19 protein-coding genes are annotated in these 16,713 nt (G+C 64.0%); 10 read left to right on the top strand and 9 right to left on the bottom strand.

The features are described from left to right. Positions 1 to 76: 76 nt before the first annotated feature. Positions 77 to 403: a hypothetical protein gene (locus QMO14_RS14715; RefSeq protein ID WP_301507948.1), complete on the bottom strand. Its 327-nt coding sequence runs from the start codon at positions 401 to 403 to the stop codon at positions 77 to 79. Between the two features lie 74 nt (positions 404 to 477). After that, positions 478 to 798 (bottom strand): hypothetical protein, encoded by a 321-nt coding sequence (locus tag QMO14_RS14710; protein ID WP_301507947.1) that lies wholly within the window; start codon positions 796 to 798, stop codon positions 478 to 480. Between the two features lie 470 nt (positions 799 to 1,268). Here QMO14_RS14710 and QMO14_RS14705 point away from each other — a divergent pair, with 470 nt between their 5' ends. Further along, a complete protein-coding gene (locus QMO14_RS14705; RefSeq protein ID WP_301507946.1) occupies positions 1,269 to 1,604 on the top strand; it encodes a hypothetical protein in 336 nt (111 codons plus the stop codon). Positions 1,605 to 1,860: 256 nt separating this feature from the next. Here QMO14_RS14705 and QMO14_RS14700 read toward each other — a convergent pair whose 3' ends face one another. Then, positions 1,861 to 3,420, bottom strand: coding sequence for a beta-propeller fold lactonase family protein (locus QMO14_RS14700; RefSeq protein ID WP_301507945.1), 1,560 nt, complete (start codon positions 3,418 to 3,420; stop codon positions 1,861 to 1,863). Between the two features lie 161 nt (positions 3,421 to 3,581). Between QMO14_RS14700 and QMO14_RS14695 the strand changes: the two genes are divergently transcribed. From QMO14_RS14695 to QMO14_RS14675, 5 genes are all read left to right on the top strand, one after another. Then, complete coding sequence (locus tag QMO14_RS14695) at positions 3,582 to 3,914, top strand: hypothetical protein (RefSeq protein WP_301507944.1); 333 nt, start codon at positions 3,582 to 3,584, stop codon at positions 3,912 to 3,914. Beyond that, positions 3,911 to 4,732 carry an alpha/beta fold hydrolase gene (locus QMO14_RS14690; protein ID WP_301507943.1) on the top strand — a complete coding sequence of 274 codons (822 nt, stop codon included), beginning with the start codon at positions 3,911 to 3,913 and terminating at the stop codon, positions 4,730 to 4,732. The genes QMO14_RS14695 and QMO14_RS14690 overlap by 4 nt, the downstream gene beginning before the upstream one ends. A gap of 289 nt (positions 4,733 to 5,021) precedes the next feature. Next, complete coding sequence (locus tag QMO14_RS14685; RefSeq protein ID WP_301507942.1) at positions 5,022 to 7,265, top strand: contractile injection system protein, VgrG/Pvc8 family; 2,244 nt, start codon at positions 5,022 to 5,024, stop codon at positions 7,263 to 7,265. Positions 7,266 to 7,345: 80 nt separating this feature from the next. Beyond that, positions 7,346 to 7,822, top strand: coding sequence for a hypothetical protein (locus QMO14_RS14680; RefSeq protein WP_301507941.1), 477 nt, complete (start codon positions 7,346 to 7,348; stop codon positions 7,820 to 7,822). 62 nt (positions 7,823 to 7,884) lie between these two features. Continuing rightward, positions 7,885 to 8,613, top strand: a complete 729-nt coding sequence (locus QMO14_RS14675) for a glutathione S-transferase (RefSeq protein WP_301507940.1) — start codon at positions 7,885 to 7,887, stop codon at positions 8,611 to 8,613. On the opposite strand, the gene rsmI is transcribed toward QMO14_RS14675, so the two are convergent. Continuing rightward, complete coding sequence (gene rsmI / locus QMO14_RS14670) at positions 8,614 to 9,564, bottom strand: 16S rRNA (cytidine(1402)-2'-O)-methyltransferase (RefSeq protein WP_301507939.1); 951 nt, start codon at positions 9,562 to 9,564, stop codon at positions 8,614 to 8,616. 73 nt (positions 9,565 to 9,637) lie between these two features. On the opposite strand from rsmI, the gene QMO14_RS14665 reads away from it, so the two are divergent. The 3 genes from QMO14_RS14665 to QMO14_RS14655 all read left to right on the top strand — a co-directional run bounded on the left by QMO14_RS14665 (position 9,638) and on the right by QMO14_RS14655 (position 11,512). Next, positions 9,638 to 10,015, top strand: coding sequence for a YraN family protein (locus tag QMO14_RS14665; RefSeq protein WP_301507938.1), 378 nt, complete (start codon positions 9,638 to 9,640; stop codon positions 10,013 to 10,015). Between the two features lie 85 nt (positions 10,016 to 10,100). Beyond that, the gene (locus tag QMO14_RS14660; RefSeq protein WP_301507937.1) at positions 10,101 to 10,712 is read left to right on the top strand and encodes an SIS domain-containing protein; all 612 of its coding nucleotides are present in this window, start codon (positions 10,101 to 10,103) and stop codon (positions 10,710 to 10,712) included. Further along, positions 10,709 to 11,512: a BON domain-containing protein gene (locus tag QMO14_RS14655; protein ID WP_301507936.1), complete on the top strand. Its 804-nt coding sequence runs from the start codon at positions 10,709 to 10,711 to the stop codon at positions 11,510 to 11,512. The genes QMO14_RS14660 and QMO14_RS14655 overlap by 4 nt, the downstream gene beginning before the upstream one ends. 66 nt (positions 11,513 to 11,578) lie before the next feature. Here the strand turns inward: QMO14_RS14655 and QMO14_RS14650 are convergent, their stop codons facing one another. The 3 genes from QMO14_RS14650 to QMO14_RS14640 all read right to left on the bottom strand — a co-directional run bounded on the left by QMO14_RS14650 (position 11,579) and on the right by QMO14_RS14640 (position 14,758). Beyond that, positions 11,579 to 12,487, bottom strand: coding sequence for an NAD(P)-dependent oxidoreductase (locus QMO14_RS14650; RefSeq protein WP_301507935.1), 909 nt, complete (start codon positions 12,485 to 12,487; stop codon positions 11,579 to 11,581). 63 nt (positions 12,488 to 12,550) lie between these two features. Further along, positions 12,551 to 13,687, bottom strand: a complete 1,137-nt coding sequence (locus QMO14_RS14645; protein ID WP_301507934.1) for a PilT/PilU family type 4a pilus ATPase — start codon at positions 13,685 to 13,687, stop codon at positions 12,551 to 12,553. A gap of 27 nt (positions 13,688 to 13,714) precedes the next feature. Further along, the gene (locus tag QMO14_RS14640; protein WP_295986727.1) at positions 13,715 to 14,758 is read right to left on the bottom strand and encodes a type IV pilus twitching motility protein PilT; all 1,044 of its coding nucleotides are present in this window, start codon (positions 14,756 to 14,758) and stop codon (positions 13,715 to 13,717) included. A 51-nt stretch (positions 14,759 to 14,809) separates the two neighbouring features. Between QMO14_RS14640 and QMO14_RS14635 the strand changes: the two genes are divergently transcribed. Then, on the top strand, positions 14,810 to 15,514 hold the full coding sequence (locus QMO14_RS14635; RefSeq protein WP_301507933.1) for a YggS family pyridoxal phosphate-dependent enzyme: 705 nt from the start codon (positions 14,810 to 14,812) through the stop codon (positions 15,512 to 15,514). A 10-nt stretch (positions 15,515 to 15,524) separates the two neighbouring features. Here the strand turns inward: QMO14_RS14635 and QMO14_RS14630 are convergent, their stop codons facing one another. Together QMO14_RS14630 and QMO14_RS14625 are read right to left on the bottom strand one after the other, a co-directional pair. After that, positions 15,525 to 15,992: an Lrp/AsnC ligand binding domain-containing protein gene (locus QMO14_RS14630; RefSeq protein ID WP_301507932.1), complete on the bottom strand. Its 468-nt coding sequence runs from the start codon at positions 15,990 to 15,992 to the stop codon at positions 15,525 to 15,527. A 147-nt stretch (positions 15,993 to 16,139) separates the two neighbouring features. Then, positions 16,140 to 16,598 (bottom strand): hypothetical protein, encoded by a 459-nt coding sequence (locus QMO14_RS14625; RefSeq protein WP_301507931.1) that lies wholly within the window; start codon positions 16,596 to 16,598, stop codon positions 16,140 to 16,142. Positions 16,599 to 16,713 lie beyond the last annotated feature (115 nt).

The following is a 16,713-nucleotide window of genomic DNA, read 5'->3' as shown; positions in this document are numbered from 1 at the left end:
TATATCCCGCCAGCAGAAGCCGAGGCAAACTACTACCGGCAACTCGCCAGTCAGAACACCGAGGTGGTGGCCTGACTTAAACCAAACAGCCTCCGCGAATCCCGGGGCGATTCACGATGTCGTTCCCGCCACCGCTAAGCAGGAGCGCCTTCACGAGAGGGCCTCTCGCGTACATGTCGAAGGTGGTCTTGATGGAGTCGGCGTACTTGCCCTTCCATTCCGACGCCTCGGAGCCGTTGTAGCCCGCCACGACGATCGACTGCAGCGGTCGGCTCCCGGCGATCTCGCCGAGCAGGTTGTCGAACGGATACCAGAACCAGGAATCGCCCACAGCCAACGTTGTGGGCGATGCGCCTCTCATCAGGGCATCTTGGTGCCCGTAGAACAAGTTTGGGATCGGCATAGGAACCCTCCTCAGCCCGACATTAGCGGAGAGGAAAGTTCTAGCGCATCCCGCTTTTGTGGGATGCCTGGCTGTCAGCCGATCCCGGCCTGCCCTCCCCTATCCCCCCTACTCACCTCCAACAACATCTCCGCCTCCCGAGCCAGATCGGCGGCAATCCAGAGCATGTGATCCCGATGCTTCTCCCCCGCCTCCTCGAACCACCCATTGCCGTCGCCATAACAGCACCACAGCAGCGAGTTCAGCTGCGCCAGTTTGATTTCGAGTAGTTCCCTTGCCTCGTCGGGCGTCGGGGTAGGCGCCGTGGGCTTGGTGGTGGTGCCGCGCGTGGTGCTGTTGCTGCTGCGGCGGGAAGATTTGGGCGTGGGACGCCCGGCCATAATTCGGGTAGCCATTTGGTGTGCTCTCCTTCCAAGGTAATGCACGTCATGTGGTCAGACGGTCAGGGTGTTTGCGCGCCCTGGCCGTCGCCTTTTGTGCCTCACGTTCGCACCAGTGCGCCGAGGAGCACCGGCAACCCGCCGTGAGGTAGGCGGTTCATCAGGTCAGTGGGTCAGCTGTTGGGGGAGCTCCTTTCACGATCGGTGGTCGTCGCCCACAAGGAGGCGCGTCTTGCGACAGGGGCATTCACTTTAGAGAAGCGAAGCCGCGCAAGAGAAAAGATTTCGTCGAGGATTTCTCGAATCGGCGGGATATCTGCCGGGGCGCTGTGGCGGGACACAAAGCTCTGACGTTTGGGCGCAGATTGCGTCGCTATCGGCCGTCTGAGTTGCTGGTCTTCAGTGCCAGCTACCATCGCCCGCAAGCAAAAAAAACGATCGTCATCGCCATCATTGACCGAGGCGATCTACAAGGAGGTTGGAGCATGTCCGAAGCATCATCGACCGGCCGCCCCCGCTGGAAGTGGCTACGCTGGATCGTCATCTTTTGCGCCATCTCGTCTGCCTCAAAGATCGGCTCGAAGCTGCTCAATGCAGCATTCGAGCCCGAGGTGAAGCGCCCCACCGTATCGGAGTCACGTTCGGACGCGACGATTGGAATTGCCTTTGGACTAGTTGCCGCGAAGACAGTCGAGAGCTACTTCGCGAAACACAAGGAGTTCCCGTCCAGCTTGACGGCGGCGCAGTTCGATGCGCCCTTGCCCGACCCTGTCGAGAGCATTCGTGTGAACCCCGAAAGCGGAGCCTTGAAGATTGTCTGATGGGATGGGCCCCCTCGCCTACCAGAACCTTCTTTCTCAATCCCACAATTGAAGCCACCGGGATGACCTGGGAATGCAAGGCAGGCGAAGTGCCGGAGGAAAACCGGCCACCAGAGTGCCCGGATGCATGGTGACGACACTCGGGGCTTCGGGCAGGGAGTGTCGATCTTGACCTTTGCACCGACCGACGTGCTGCACCGGCGGATAAGTCGGCAGCGGCAGACGCTCCCGCGACGAGACAGTCTGTCTGGAGGTTCTATCGAGACAAAGCCAGAGACGATGCGCCGATCCCCCCGGTCGCCACCGTCGGCACGGACATGGGAGTCAAGGCTCCTGTGTTTGCATCGATGGTGTAGGCAGATACATCCTTGGAATTGGAGTTCGTGACGTAGGCAAAGCGGCCCGTGGGGTCCAGGGCGATGGCGACGGGGGAAACCCGTGCGGCCACCTTCGGAACGACCATTGGCGTCAAGGCGCCGGTGCTGGTATCGATGTTGTAGGCCGACACGTTGTTTTCGATCGTATTCGCCACATAGGCAAAACGGCCGGTGGGGTCCACCGCGACGGAGCGGGGAGTCACCCCCGTGGCGACCGTTGCCATCGGGGTCAGGAGGCCGGAGCCTGCATCGATGGAATAGGCCGACACGGTGTTGTCGTCCGAGTTCGTCACGTACGCAAACCGGCCCAAGGGATCCAGGGCAATTGCACTGGGGCTGGTCCCTGTGGTCACCGTCGGCACTGCCAGCGGGCTCAAGGCGCCGGAGCTTTCATCGATGGAAAAGGCCGACACGGTGTTGTTGCCTCGATTCGTCACGTAGGCAAAACGGCCCAAGGAGTCCAAGGCAATGGAGCTGGGAATGAACCCCACTGCCACCTGCGGCACAGCCATCGGGGTCAAGTTGCCGGTGCTGGCATCGATGATGTAGCCCGACACCTTGTCGATACCCTGATTCACCACGTAGACAAAGCGGCCCGTGGGGTCCGCCACGATGGCCAGGGGCGCAGACGCTGTGGCAATCGTTGCGACCGGAGCCAGGAAGCCGGTGCCTGCGCCAATGGAATAGGCCGACACGGTGTTGTCACCTCGGTTCGCCACATAGGCGAAGCGGCCAGCGGGATCCACGGTGATGGCCATTGGGGTGCTCCCTGTCCCCGACATGGGCGCGGCCATCGATCCCAACACGCCAGTGCTGGTGTCGACGGTATAGGGAAACAGGTTGTTGGACCCTGCATTCGTCGCATAGGCGAAGCGCGCGGCGGGTGCGGCACAAGCCACGTCCACATTGACGACAGCCGCATCCGCGACCGTGCCAGTGCCATTGCTGACGGTGCAGGTTCTGGTCAGGATTCTGGATTGGCTCTTGACCGTGACCGCGTAACCCGCGCCGCTGGCGAGTTCGGTGGTGAAGCTGAAGCTGCCGTCGGCTGCGATGGTCAGGTCGTCGCCAACGTTGTTCTGCAGCACAAGGCCCGTGCCAAGCAAGCCCCTGACTTTGCCGCTCACCTTGTAGGTTGGCGCGGGTCCTGTGGGTGCGGGTGCCGGTGTTTCCGGCAATGCGGCAGGAGCCGGAGCGGGTGCCGGGGCTGTGGTTGCCATCGGGAAAGCTGCGACAAAGCCGCCGCTGTTTCCACCCCCACCGCAGGCGGCCACGCCGACGATCATCAGGCCGCCCAGCGCGGCCCGGCTCAGGCGGGCGGAGCGAGAACTCCACAAGGACTGCACGCTATCCGCCGGCATGGGCAAAAAGCACCGGCGCTGATTGAAAGAGCTATGGGACAGCAGAGGCGCGGACATGTGTGTGATTTGCTTGAACATCGGAACCTGCACGAGGCGTTTCCAAGTGTGTCAAGCCGCCACCAATTGCGCCATACCCGAAAACTGGTAGACGGCTCTTGAAAAAGAGGCCGGCCCAGCTCAGTGAAATTCCTGGCCAGCTCTATTTGTAATGAAGCATTGAATTCAAGGCCGCATCGCACTTGGCCCTGATTTCAAATATTGCCTGCGTCTGCGTCTTCGTTTTCTTCGCTCCACTGACAAAAGAAATTGCGGCACGCATTGCGGCTTGGTATCGGGCCAGGAACGCCTCCGACTCGTTCTCGGGTAGTGACACCATGTACGCGCAGAACTCTCGATCCGCGATGAATCTGTCGAGTGGAGTCGCTGCTGCCGAAGATGCGATCGAAATCCAGAAAAATCCGACACCAAGGATCACCGCTTTATTGATCATTCATCACGCTGACCGCCGCAGGCTGAAGGCAGCCTCGTTCGCTGGTCAGCACAGCCCTGGATCACTATCGTCGCGAGCATGAGCAAACTGGAATGGATTGAAGTGCCCGGCGCGTCGCTTGCGGTCGAGCACCAGGCAGACGATGGCGCCACCGGCATGCCTGTTCTTTTTCTGCACGCCAACGTTGCGGACCGCCGCATGTGGCACGGTCAATGGAGCGCGCTGACGTCGGCGCACCGGGTGGCGAGCTACGACCGGCGGGGCTTCGGCGATTCGCGCACGCTGCAACCAGCGCCTCATTCCAATGTGGCCGATCTTTGGGCGGTGATGGATTCGTTGGGCTACGACAAGGCTGTGCTGGTCGGCTGCTCACTAGGTGGCCGTGTTGCCATCGATGCGACGTTGGCCCGGCCCGACCGGGTGAGCGGGCTCGTTGTTGTTGCACCGGGCGTGAGTGGCGCGCCCGCCCCGCAGCATGGCGAGCCGGTGAAATCGATCATGGATGCGATCAGCGCTGCCGAGGCGCTGGGTGATCTGGATGCGAAGAACGAGCTTCGGGCGCACCTGTGGCTGGACGGCCCCTCGAGCCCGGCGGGGCGAGTAGGAGGCGATGCGCGCCAGCTCTTCCTGTCGATGAACGGCAAGGCTTTGCGAGCCGCCAACCCTGGCGTGGCAACGGAGGAGCCTTCAGCATGGGAGCGCGTAGAGGCTATCCGGGCGCCTACGCTCGTGCTGTGGGGCGATCTCGACCTGCCGCTCCTGCAGGAGCGATGCAGCGTGCTGGCGCAGCGCATACCCGGGGCCGAAAGCTTCGTACTTCGGGGCACTGCGCATCTGCCTGCGCTCGAGGCGCCACAGCAGTTCAACTCGATGCTGAGGCGGTATCTCGACCGCTTGTGAAGGTAGCGTGAACGCGCTGAATGGCTGCGACCGGCTCATCAGCCTGTGAACATTCGACACCGGCACTTCAGCGCAGACAGAGGCCCCAACGCTGCTGCGCGCATTCGTTCACGAATCCGTTGAAGCATTCGGCGGCGTCGAATGAAAGACGCCACGCGCTTGGATACTCCGACGAAACACGCCGCCGATCAGAGCGGTATTGATTTCAGGGAGGATCCATGTCCATCTTCGATGGCACGCGCCGGCATGTTCGCCCGGCGCCGTGCGCCGTTGCGTGTGCGGCGATGCGATGACGCGCCGGGTTTGCATTCAGACCCCCTTGGGGGAAGCGCTGCAATTCCATCGGCTGAGCGGGCGCGAGGCGCTGAGCCAGCTCCACGACTTCGAGGTGGAACTGCTCGGCAGCAGCAACGGCATCGACCCGAAGGCGCTGCTCGGCAAGACCGCCACCGTGGCGATGAAGACCGAGAGCGGCGGCACGCGCTACCTGGGCGGTGTCGTCGCGTCCTTCGGCCTGATCGGAGAGGATGCACGGCACAGCTTCTACCGAATGAAGCTGCGCCCGTGCGGGCGCTTTCGACCCCGGCCACTTTCTTTCCGAGTACGCCATCGAAGCCCACCTGAACGGCTTGGCTTGAGCAAGGAAAACACCCGCATGTCCAGACTGATATCCGCAACCTACCACCCCAACATCGAAGTCGCCGAATTCATCTGCGAAGACGGCCGTCACCTGCTGCGCTCGGGCGGAACSCTGCCATGGCGCATCAACAAYCCCGGCGACCTGACCGCCMGGATGGTTGATGGCGTGCCCGCGCCGAGGAAGGCACAGGGCTACATCGGATTTGCCACGACCAGATCGGGCAGGACCTTTCTGATCTTTCCGGATGAAGACGCGGGGCGAGCAGAGTTGAAAGCCAACCTCAAGCGAAAGCATGGCGGCAAGACGATTCCCGAGGCCGTTCCCGGCTACGCCCCCAAGAAGGAAAACAACACGGAGAAATACACGAGCGACTTGCTCAAGACCAGCGGCATTCCGGCGACCAGAAAGATCGGCGAGTGCACCGATGCCGAACTCGAAAAGATCATGAACAGCATCGCGGAGATCGAGGGCTATCACGCCGACGCCGACACGCGRAAGGAAACCTGGGTTGCCGTGAGCAGGATCAACGCGACCGATGGCAGCCAGCCCTTGCCTGGCACGGAGATCATTCTGCAAAGAGGCSACAGGGAGGAAGCCGTCAAGTCCGATGCCGCAGGGCGATTCCCKCCCGTGATTCACCCCGCCGACAACTCGGCCGTGCACGTCAAGGTGACGGATCCGAAGAGCAGGAAGGCCGTGACGGTCGGAACCATCCAGGGCGAAGTCGGAAAGGATTTCAACCTCCTCGCGAAATTCAGGAGGTGGAAGGGCGTCGCCGGCTCGGAAAAGATCAACAGTTCGACCCATGGGCAGAGGARGCCCATGAGCTATGTCGTGCAGCCGGGYGACAGTCTCTGGAAGATCGCGCAGCTGTATCGCACCAGCGTGGAAGCCATCAAGGAGGCCAATGGGCGGGGGCACGACAGGATCTATCCGGGTGAGGTGCTGTTGATTGCGGGGAGCGGCAAGACCAAGCCAGATCACAAACCTTCGACTGCTCCTCCTGCCGCAGCTGCCGCCACGCCACCGACCTCGGAGGCACCGATAGTGCCGGCAGTGCCATCGACGCGAAAGGCGGTTTCTCCTCCACCGCCGCCCATTCCTTCCGGAATCAGGTCATCGGATTCGGCGCGATCGAAGGAGGGGACGGGAAAGGTTCTGGCGTTGATCAATCCGGTGCCAGGGCGTGTTCCCTGGATGCCCATTGCCGTTGGGGAAGCGAAGCTCAGGCAGGGAGAACTCGAGCTCACGCTCCAAGACAAGATCAATTACCACGTCGAGGTAGATGACGGACTCAAGGCCATGTACGGCAACAGCAATGCGTGGTGCGCCGCCTTTGTGAACTGGTGCCTGATGAAGGCGAAATATCCAATCGAAAACGCTGGTTTTCCCAATCGCAAGGTGGCGAAAGCCCGTGCGCATGGGTTCTATGAAGTCGACGGACCAAGAGAAAAATCGGAGAAGACGCTACCTAAAGTCAGAAACCCGCTGTTCGTCGAATTGGAGAGGCCAATATACGGAGCCATCGCTATGGTCACTTCGAAACAGGGCCATGGTCGGCACGTCGGGTTTGTTTATGCGAAAAGCGGCGATGAGGATTTGATTCTTCTTGGAGGCAACCAGCGCAACCGGATCAGATTTTCTGTTTTTGCCAGAGAGTTGCGAACCCCAGTGAAGGTGAGGAATAAAAACGGAAAAATGGAAATCAAGAGAGGCGGGAGCTCGAGTTATTTGAAGTATTTCGTCCCCATTTCTTACTACGAACAGGCGAAGAAGGATCTAGCCGATCCAGGTTTGGACGAAGCGAGTATTGTGCCGTTGAATCTGATCTTGGGCATTCCCCCGGATGCTGCCGGAAAGAAGAGTGGAAGCTTGAGTGAAGATATTTCTTGAAAGGGTGGTCGATGTCTTGTTTTTCTTTAAATAAACTATTTATTTCGTTTCTTGCTGCTTTTCTTCTCTATGGATTTTCCTTGAGATCCTTTGCCGGTTATAGAGACGATAGACTTGTCGTTTGGGTCAACTTGGATGAGAGTCCGCATCGAGAGATTGTCAATAAGGTGATCAAGGAATTCGTGGAATCAAGAAGGGTCGATGCGGAGTGTGGTGTCCATTGGCGTGAATGGGGGTCGACGCTCTACATGAAAAAACGTCCTGCTGGAATAACCGATGATCTGGTCAAGAGAGCTTTTTTGGAAAAGAATCGAGTATCTCTTCAACAGCTGAATCGCTTTCTGAAGTCTTTCAGGGATGCCGAAAGAGAAGTTGACGAGGGGTTGGATGGAATCATGGTGTATTCCAGAAAAAATGGCCCGAGAATGATGAACTTCGTGACCAATAGAAAAAAGATAAAGACCTTCGAAATGAGGTCGGATGGTGCATCGCCATCCGCCCAAGACATTGAAGATGCGTTCTGCGTGCTCTTGCCGCCTGTTACGCGTGCGCCGTAGGCTCATTTTTTTCGTGCCGCCTGAGACTTCGCAAATCGCTACACCCATGCCACCATCTCCGTATGCCCTACCAACTCCATTACTGGCCCACCATCCAGGGCCGAGGTGAATTCGTCCGGCTCGCGCTCGAAGCGGCTGGCGCGGACTATGTCGACGTGGCGCGCTTGCCCGAGGGCGAGGGCGGTGGCGGATCCGCTCTGGGTGAGCGGCTGGATGACCCGGAAGCCGCGCGCCCTGCCTTCGCGCCGCCGTTCCTCGTCGATGGCGACATCGTGGTTGGGCAGACGGCCGCGATCCTGCTGTATCTCGGGCCGCGGCTTGGTCTTTCGGGTGTGGGCGAGTCCGACGGGCTGTGGACGCACCAGATCCAGCTCACGATTGCCGACGCGGTGGCGGAGGCGCATGACACGCACCATCCGATTTCGGTAGGAGCCTATTACGACGAGCAGCGCGATGCGGCGATGCTGCGCGCACGGGCCTTTCGCGAAGAGCGCATTCCGAAGTTCCTCGACTGGTTCGAGCGGGTGCTGCAGCGCAATCCAGCAGGTACGCAGCATCTGGTGGGCGACACGCTGACCTATGCTGATCTGTCGCTGTTCCAGCTCGTGGACGGCCTGCGATATGCCTTTCCGAAGGCGACGGCCCGTGCGCTGGCTGCCACGCCCGCGGTCGAGAGGCTGCATGCCAATGTGCGGCGCCGCCAGCGCGTGCATGACTACCTTCAGAGCCCGCGTCGTATCGCATTCAATGAAGACGGCATCTTCAGGCGCTACGCTGAGTTGGATGGCTAGCTAGGCGTCTTCGACGCCATTGCGGACGCGCAAGGCTGCGTCGTACAGCGCATTGCGTGGTGCGCCGCTGATCTCCGCAGCGAGCTTCACCGCGGTCTTCACAGGCAACTCGGCCAGCAGCAGGCGAAGAACTCGCTCGCCCTCCGCCCCGCCGTCGCCGCTCACGGCCACGGGGTGCAGCACCAGGGCGAACTCGCCGCGCGTGCGATCGCGATCGGCGGCGAACCAGTCGGGCAGGGCACTTGCGGCGACGGTGGCGATTTCCTCGAACTGCTTGGTGAGCTCTCGGCCCACGGTGACGCGGCGCTCGCCCAGCGTGGCCAGCGCGCGCGCGAGGTTTTCGATGCGGTGTGGCGCCTCCAGCAGCACGACCGCGCGCGGTTCCTGCGACAGCGCCTTCACGGCCGCATCGCGCTCGCCGGCCTTGCTCGGCAGGAAGCCCGCGAAGACGAAAGCGCTGCTGGCGTTGCCGTCGTGGCCGCCCTCGGCCACCAGCCCCGCCGCGCCGATCAGCGTGGTCACGCTGCTGGCGCCCGGCAGCGGCAGCACGCGTTGTCCGGCGGCGCGCGCCGCGGCCGCAAGCCGCGCGCCGGGGTCGCTCACGCCGGGCGTGCCGGCGTCGCTGACGTAGGCGATGCGCTCGCCCTGCGCGAGCCGCGCAACGACCGCCTGCCCCGCCTCGGCCTCGTTGTGCTGGTGCACCGCCAGCAGCTGGGAGCCGGGCCTGTCGATGCCGTAGGCGCGCAGCATGCTCTGCGTGTGGCGCGTGTCCTCGCAGGCGATGGCATCGACCAGCTGCAGCACGTGCAGGGCGCGCAGCGTGATGTCCGCCAGGTTGCCGATGGGCGTGGCGACGACGTAGAGCGTGCCCTGGGGATAATGCTGCGCACCCGCGGCATCATGAGCGGCCGCGAGGGCTGCGCCGAAAGAGGCGGGAGCGAGTGAAGCCAAGAGGTTTCTCCGTGGGAACGAACAGGCAGCAAGCAGGAAAAAGAAGACTCTCGAGAGCCGGCCAGGGAGGGCCATGAAGACCAAAACCACAACGAAGCATCGGGGCGATGCGGCGGAAGACGCCGCGCTCGACCACCTGCGGGACGCCGGCCTCGTGCTGCTCGCCCGCAATTATCGGACGCCCGGGCGCGGCGGCGGCGAGATCGACCTCGTCATGCGCGATCCGCGCCCCTCGCCCACAGGCACGCTGGTGTTCGTGGAGGTGCGCCATCGCAGCACCGGCACGCATGGCGGCGCGGGCGGCAGCATCACGGGGCTGAAGCAGCGGCGCATCGTGTTCGCCGCGCAGCACTACCTGAGCCGGCTGCGCACGGTGCCGCCGTGCCGCTTCGACGTGGTGCTGGTGGAAGACAGGATCACCTGGCTGCAGGCGGCCTTCGATGCCGGCTGATGCGCCGTCCGAGGGAACTGAAGCCGCAATGCAGGCTCCACACTCGAACGTCTTGTTTCACAGCCCCCAGTTATCATCCCGCCCCATGCTCGAGCAACGGATTCAGCAGCACTTCATCGACAGTGCCGACCTCAAGTACCAGACCGGGCCGGTACTCAGCAAACCCATCTCCCAAGCGATGCAGGCCTTGCTGGCCTGCGTGACCAGCGGCGGCAAGGTGCTCGCCTGTGGCGCCGGTGTTTCCGGGCTGCTGGCGGCGCAGTTCGCCGCGCAGTTCGTGGGCCGCTTCGAACGCGAGCGGCCCGAGCTCGGCGCCATTGCGCTGCCCGGCGATGCCACCGATCCTGCCGCCGACAGCGCTGAGGCAGCGGATGCAGACCGCTTCGCCCGTCAGGTACGTGCCCTCGGCCAGGCCGGCGACGTGCTGCTCGCGCTGAGCATCAGCGGCCAGTCGGCCTCGGTGCTGGCGGCAGTGACTGCGGCGCACGAGCGTGACATGACCGTGGTCGCGCTGCTTGGCAATGCGGCATCGGGGGCCGGCGGCGCCATCGGCCGCGCGCTGCGCGAGACCGACGTCCAGATCAGCGTGCCGCACGAGCGTGCGGCGCGCATCCACGAAATCCACCAGCTCGCGCTGCATTGCCTATGCGACGGTGTGGATGCCCAGTTACTCGGAGAACAGGAAGCTTCCTCATGACCTTGACGACCATGACGACGACATCGACCCAACGTTTCGCCCTCGCCCTGACACTGGGCGCTGCAATGGTTGCCGGCCTCTCCGCCTGCGTGCCACTCGTCGTGGGGGGCGCGGCCGTGGTGGGCGTGGGCATGGTGGCCACCGACCGCCGCAGCTCGGGCGCGCAGCTCGATGACCAGGGCATCGAACTGCGCGCCGCGGCCCGCGTGCGCGACATCGCCAACGACCAGATGTACGTGAGCGTCACCAGCTACAACCGCCAGGTGCTGCTGACCGGCGCCGTCGGCAGTGATGCAGACCGCCGCCGCGTCGAGGAAGAAGTGGGACGCATCGCGAACGTGCGCTCGGTGGTCAACGAGCTGACCGTCGGCTCCTCCAGCACCTTCCAGGACCGTTCGAACGACCTCTACATCACCGGCAAGGTGAAGGCCTCGCTGCTCGACGCCAAGGACATCTTCGCGAACTCCTTCAAGGTGGTGACCGAGCGCGGCGTGGTCTACCTGATGGGCATCGCCACGCGGCGCGAGACCGACCGCGCGACCGAGATCGCGCGCGGCGTGTCGGGCGTGGTCAAGGTGGTGCGCATGGTCGAGGTCGTGAGCGAGGCCGACCTGGCCGCCAGCCAGGCCGCGGCGCAGCGCGGCGGCACGGGGCCGGCGCCAGTGACTTCGGCTACGCCGTCCGCGCCTTCGTCGTCTTCCGGCTCGCGCGTGCCGCTGCCGCCGATGGAGCCGCTGCCCCCGGCGGGATCGTCGTCCACGCCGTCTTCGAACGGGGTGACGACTTCGCCGGTGCGCTGAGAAAGCAGCACCGCCCCCGGTCGATGAAAAAGCCCGCATCGCGGGCTTTTTGCTTTGTTCAGGCGGTCACTTGAGCCGGGTGATGAGGCTCGAGGTGTCCCAGCGCCGGCCGCCGGCCTGCTGCACGTCGGCATAGAACTGGTCGACCAGTGCCGTCACGGGCACGCGTGCGCCATTGCGCTTGGCTTCGTCGAGCACGAGGCCCAGGTCCTTGCGCATCCAGTCGACGGCGAAGCCGTAGTCGAACTTGCCTTCGATCATGGTCTTGCCGCGGTTTTCCATCTGCCAGCTTTGCGCTGCGCCCTTGCTGATGACGCCCAGCACGGCTTCCATGTCGAGCCCGGCGCGCTGGCCGAAGGCGATGGCTTCGGACAGGCCCTGCACCAGGCCCGCGATGGCGATCTGGTTCACCATCTTCGCGAGCTGGCCGGCGCCGCTCTCGCCGAGCAGCGTGACCGCGCGCGAGAACGCCATGGCCACCGGCTTGATCCGCTCGAAGACCGCCGCGTCGCCGCCGCACATCACCGTGAGCGCGCCGTTCTGCGCGCCGGCCTGGCCGCCCGAGACGGGCGCGTCGATGAAGTGCAGGCCCAGCGCCTGCGCTGCCTTCGAGAGTTCGCGCGCCACATCGGCGGAGGCGGTCGTGTGGTCGACCAGCACCGCGCCCTTCTTCATGCCGGCGAAGGCACCATCGTCGCCCAGCACCACCGAGCGCAGGTCGTCGTCGTTGCCGACGCAGCAGAACACGATGTCGGCGCCGGCAGCCGCTTCGCGCGGGGTGGCGGCATGGCGGCCGGGCGGGCCGAACTCGTCGGCCCAGGCCTGCGCCTTGGCGGCGGTGCGGTTGTAGACCGTGACGCTGTGGCCAGCCTTGGCCAGGTGGCCGGCCATCGGGCCGCCCATGACGCCGAGGCCGAGGAAGGCCACTGTCTGCGCGGGGACGGATTCGTAGGTGCGGGTGTTGATGCTGCTCATGGGGCCACAGCTTAAGGCCATTCCACCGCGGCGCGATGCGGGGCAAGCCGGCCTCCCGCTCCCTCAGACGATCGCGAAGTGCTCCGTGCCCGCCGCCAGGTCGGTGCTGCGCGCACGCTGGCTGTTGAGCTTGATCTGCAGCCGCAGGTCGTTGGCCGAGTCGGCGTTGCGGATGGCGTCCTCGAAGCTGATCGAGTGGCTTTCGAACAGGTCGAACAGCGCCTGGTCGAAGGTCTGCATGCCCAGGTTGCGGCTCTTGCGCATGATCTCCTTGATCTCGCCTACTTCGCCCTTGAAGATCAGGTCGGAAATCAGCGGTGTGTTCAGCAGCACTTCCACCGCGGCCACGCGGCCCAGGCCGTCCTCGGTCGGCACCAGGCGCTGCGAGACCAGCGAGCGAAGGTTCAGCGACAGGTCCATCAGCAGCTGCGCCCGGCGCTCTTCGGGGAAGAAGTTGATGATCCGGTCCAGCGCCTGGTTGGCGCTGTTGGCGTGCAGCGTGGCCATGCAGAGGTGGCCTGTTTCGGCGAAGGCCACGGCGTGCTCCATGGTCTCGCGGTCGCGGATTTCGCCCATCAGGATCACGTCGGGCGCCTGGCGCAGCGTGTTCTTCAGCGCGGCTTCCCAGCTGTCGGTGTCGATGCCCACTTCGCGCTGCGTCACCACGCAGTTCTTGTGCGGGTGCACGAATTCGACCGGGTCTTCCACCGTCACGATGTGGCCGTAGGAGTTCTCGTTGCGCCAGTCGATCATGGCCGCCAGCGTGGTCGACTTGCCCGAGCCCGTGGCACCCACCAGGATGGTGAGGCCGCGCTTGGTCATCGACACGTCTTTCAGGATCTGCGGCATGCCCAGGCCGTCGATGGTCGGCAGCTTCGCGGGAATGGTCCGCAGCACCATGCCGACCTTGCCCTGCTGCACGAAGGCGTTCACGCGGAAGCGGCCGATGCCGGTCGGCGAGATCGCGAAGTTGCATTCCTTGGTGCGCTCGAACTCGGCCGTCTGGCGGTCGTTCATGATCGAGCGCGTCAGCGCCAGCGTGTGCGGCGCGCCCAGTGCCTGCTGCGAGACCTTGGTGACCTTGCCGTCGACCTTGATGGCGGGCGGAAAGTCGGCCGTGATGAACAGGTCGCTGCCGTTGCGGCTCACCATGAGCTTGAGCAGGTCGTTGATGAACTGGCTGGCTTGATCGCGTTCCATGATGTCGGTGCTCCGAAGGGCTGTGGATCAGCCGGGAAAATTCTCTGGGATCTTGGCCTTGCTGCGGGCTTCCGCTGCCGAGATGGTATTGCGGCGCACCAGTTCCGTCAGGTTCTGGTCCAGCGTCTGCATGCCCGAGCCCTGGCCTGTCTGGATGGTGGAGTACATCTGTGCCACCTTGGCCTCGCGGATCAGGTTGCGGATGGCCGGGGTGCCCAGCATGATTTCGTGCGCCGCCACGCGGCCCTGGCCGTCCTTGGTCTTGCACAGCGTCTGCGAGATCACGGCCTGCAGCGACTCCGAGAGCATGGCGCGGATCATTTCCTTTTCCTCGCCCGGGAACACGTCGATGATCCGGTCGATGGTCTTGGCGGCCGACGAGGTGTGCAGCGTGCCGAACACCAGGTGTCCCGTTTCGGCGGCGGTCATGGCCAGGCGGATGGTTTCAAGGTCGCGAAGCTCGCCCACCAGGATGGCGTCGGGGTCTTCGCGCAGGGCGGAGCGCAGGGCGTTCGAGAACGACAGCGTCATCGGCCCCACCTCGCGCTGGTTGATCAGGCACTTCTTCGACTCGTGCACGAATTCGATCGGGTCTTCCACCGTGAGGATGTGGCCGTACTCGTTCTCGTTGAGGTAGTTGATCATCGCCGCCAGCGTGGTCGACTTGCCCGAGCCTGTGGGGCCCGTCACCAGCACCAGCCCGCGCGGCTTGAGCGCCAGTTCGCCGAAAATCTTCGGCGCGTTGAGCTGCTCGAGCGTGAGGATCTTCGAGGGAATGGTCCGGAACACCGCGGCCGCGCCGCGCGCCTGGTTGAAGGCATTCACGCGGAAGCGCGCGAGGCCGTCGATCTCGAAGGAGAAGTCGACCTCCAGGAACTCTTCGTAGTGCTTGCGGTGCGTGTCGCTCATGATGTCGTACACCATGGCGTGCACGCCCTTGTGATCGAGCGCGTCGACGTTGATGCGGCGCACGTCGCCGTTGACGCGGATCATGGGCGGCAGGCCCGCGGAAAGATGCAGGTCGGAGGCTTTGTTCTTGACGCTGAACGCCAGCAGTTGGGTGATGTCCACGGGGCTCCTCGGCTCGGGTTTCGTGACGTTTTGATACGATTTTGGACGATTATGACGATGATTGGCGACGACCTCCAGCAAGTAAACAGCCGGATCGCAAAGGCATGTGTAACGGCCGGCCGCGACCCGGGTGAGGTGCGGCTGCTGGCGGTGTCCAAGACCTTCGGCCCCGATGCGGTGCGCGAGGCGCACGCGGCGGGCCAGTCGGCCTTCGGCGAGAACTACGTGCAGGAAGGGCTGGACAAGATCGAGGCGCTGGCCGACCTGCGTTCCTCCCTCGAATGGCACTGCATCGGGCCCCTGCAGAGCAACAAGACGCGGCCGGTGGCCGAGCACTTCGACTGGGTCCACAGCATCGACAGGCTGAAGATCGCCGAGCGTCTTTCGGCCCAGCGGCCGGCGCACCTGCCACCGCTGGATGTATGCCTTCAGGTTAATGTGGACGGCGGAGCGAACAAGTCCGGCGTGCCTCCCGAAGAGGCGCTGGCGCTGGCGCGTGCTGTGGCGGCTTTGCCACAACTTCGGCTGCGCGGGCTGATGGCGATTCCCGAGCCGGCGACCGGCTTCGAAGCGCAACGCGAGCTGTGCCTGCGCGCGCATGCGGTGTACCAGTCGATCCGCGACGCGGGTATCGCGCTGGACACGCTCTCGCTGGGCATGAGCGGCGATCTCGAAGCCGCCATCAGCGCAGGCAGCACGATGGTTCGCGTGGGCACCGCGATCTTCGGCGGCCGCAACTACGCCAGGCCGGCCTGACGGGCGCGCCTCACACCCCCAGCGGCAGCCGCGCGCTGCTCTTCACTTCTTCCATCACCGCGTAGGTCCGCGTCTCGCGCACGCCGGGCAACTGCCACAGCACCGTGCCCGCGAACTCGCGGTAGGCGGCCATGTCGGCCATGCGGGTCTTGAGCAGGTAGTCGAAGCCGCCGGCGACCATGTGGCATTCCATGATCTCGTCGCGCACCTGCACGGCCGCCTTGAACTGGTCGAACACGTTGGGCGTGGTGCGGTCCAGCAGCACCTCGACGAACACGGTGAAGCCGCGGCCCAGCTTGTGCGGATCGAGCCGCGCCTCGTAGCCCTGGATGAAGCCGTCGCGCGTGAGCCGCTGCACCCGCGCGAGCACTGCCGTGGGCGAGAGTGACACCGCCTCGGCCAGTTTGAGGTTGGTGATGCGGCCGTCTTCCTGAAGAATCTTCAGCAGGCGGAGATCGATGCGGTCCAGGTCGAGCATCGGAGGATTATCCGGCTCGGGCATCGATTCGTGGCAAAAGATGCGGCCTATGACATCAGGTCATAGGAGATAGAACCAAGGAGCTGCCGGCAGCCTACCCTCACTCGACCCCGGGCAGCGCAAGGGGCGGTCGGCGCGCTCCCTCGGTCAGCGAAGCTGGGTCTGCGACTGGGCGGCGGCCTGCTGGTTCTTCAACTGGTCGACCAGCGCGCTGTAGGCGGGGCTCGCGCGCAGCCTTGTGTATTCGGCGGCGGCCTCGCGGTAGCCGGGCCTCATCGTGTCGGCGCCGGCCTCGCCGTTCTGCTGAGCCGCCAGGCCCGAGCGGATCCACAGCCGCGTATCGGCCGCCACGGCGGCGCGTGAATTGGCCGAGACCGCCACCGCCTGCTGTTCGTAGCTGCTGCTGTAGCCCTGCGTGGGCGCGGTCTTCAGCCACTGCATTGCGTCGGCGGTCACGGCAGCACGCGTGGTCGACGAAACCAGCGGCACGGGACGCGGATCGCCCTCGGCGTAGTTGCCGGCGAAGCTCGGCGCGGCGACGGTGCCCAGCAGGGCGGCGAGGGCGGCGGTGCCGATCGATCGGCTGGCGGATGCTTGCTTGCTCATTCGTTGCTCCTTGATGTGTGACGTCGGTTGATTGCTGGTGAATCCGAGTCTAGGAAGCGGACCTGTGGGGTCGATAACCTGTCGATGACGTTTCTGTCATCTGTGGCCATGAGGT

This window comes from Variovorax sp. CAN15 (genome assembly GCF_030462475.1).
Taxonomy (GTDB): Bacteria; Pseudomonadota; Gammaproteobacteria; order Burkholderiales; family Burkholderiaceae_C; genus Variovorax.
The sequence above is the reverse complement of the archived record's forward strand: the minus strand, read 5'-3'. Positions and strand labels throughout refer to the sequence as shown.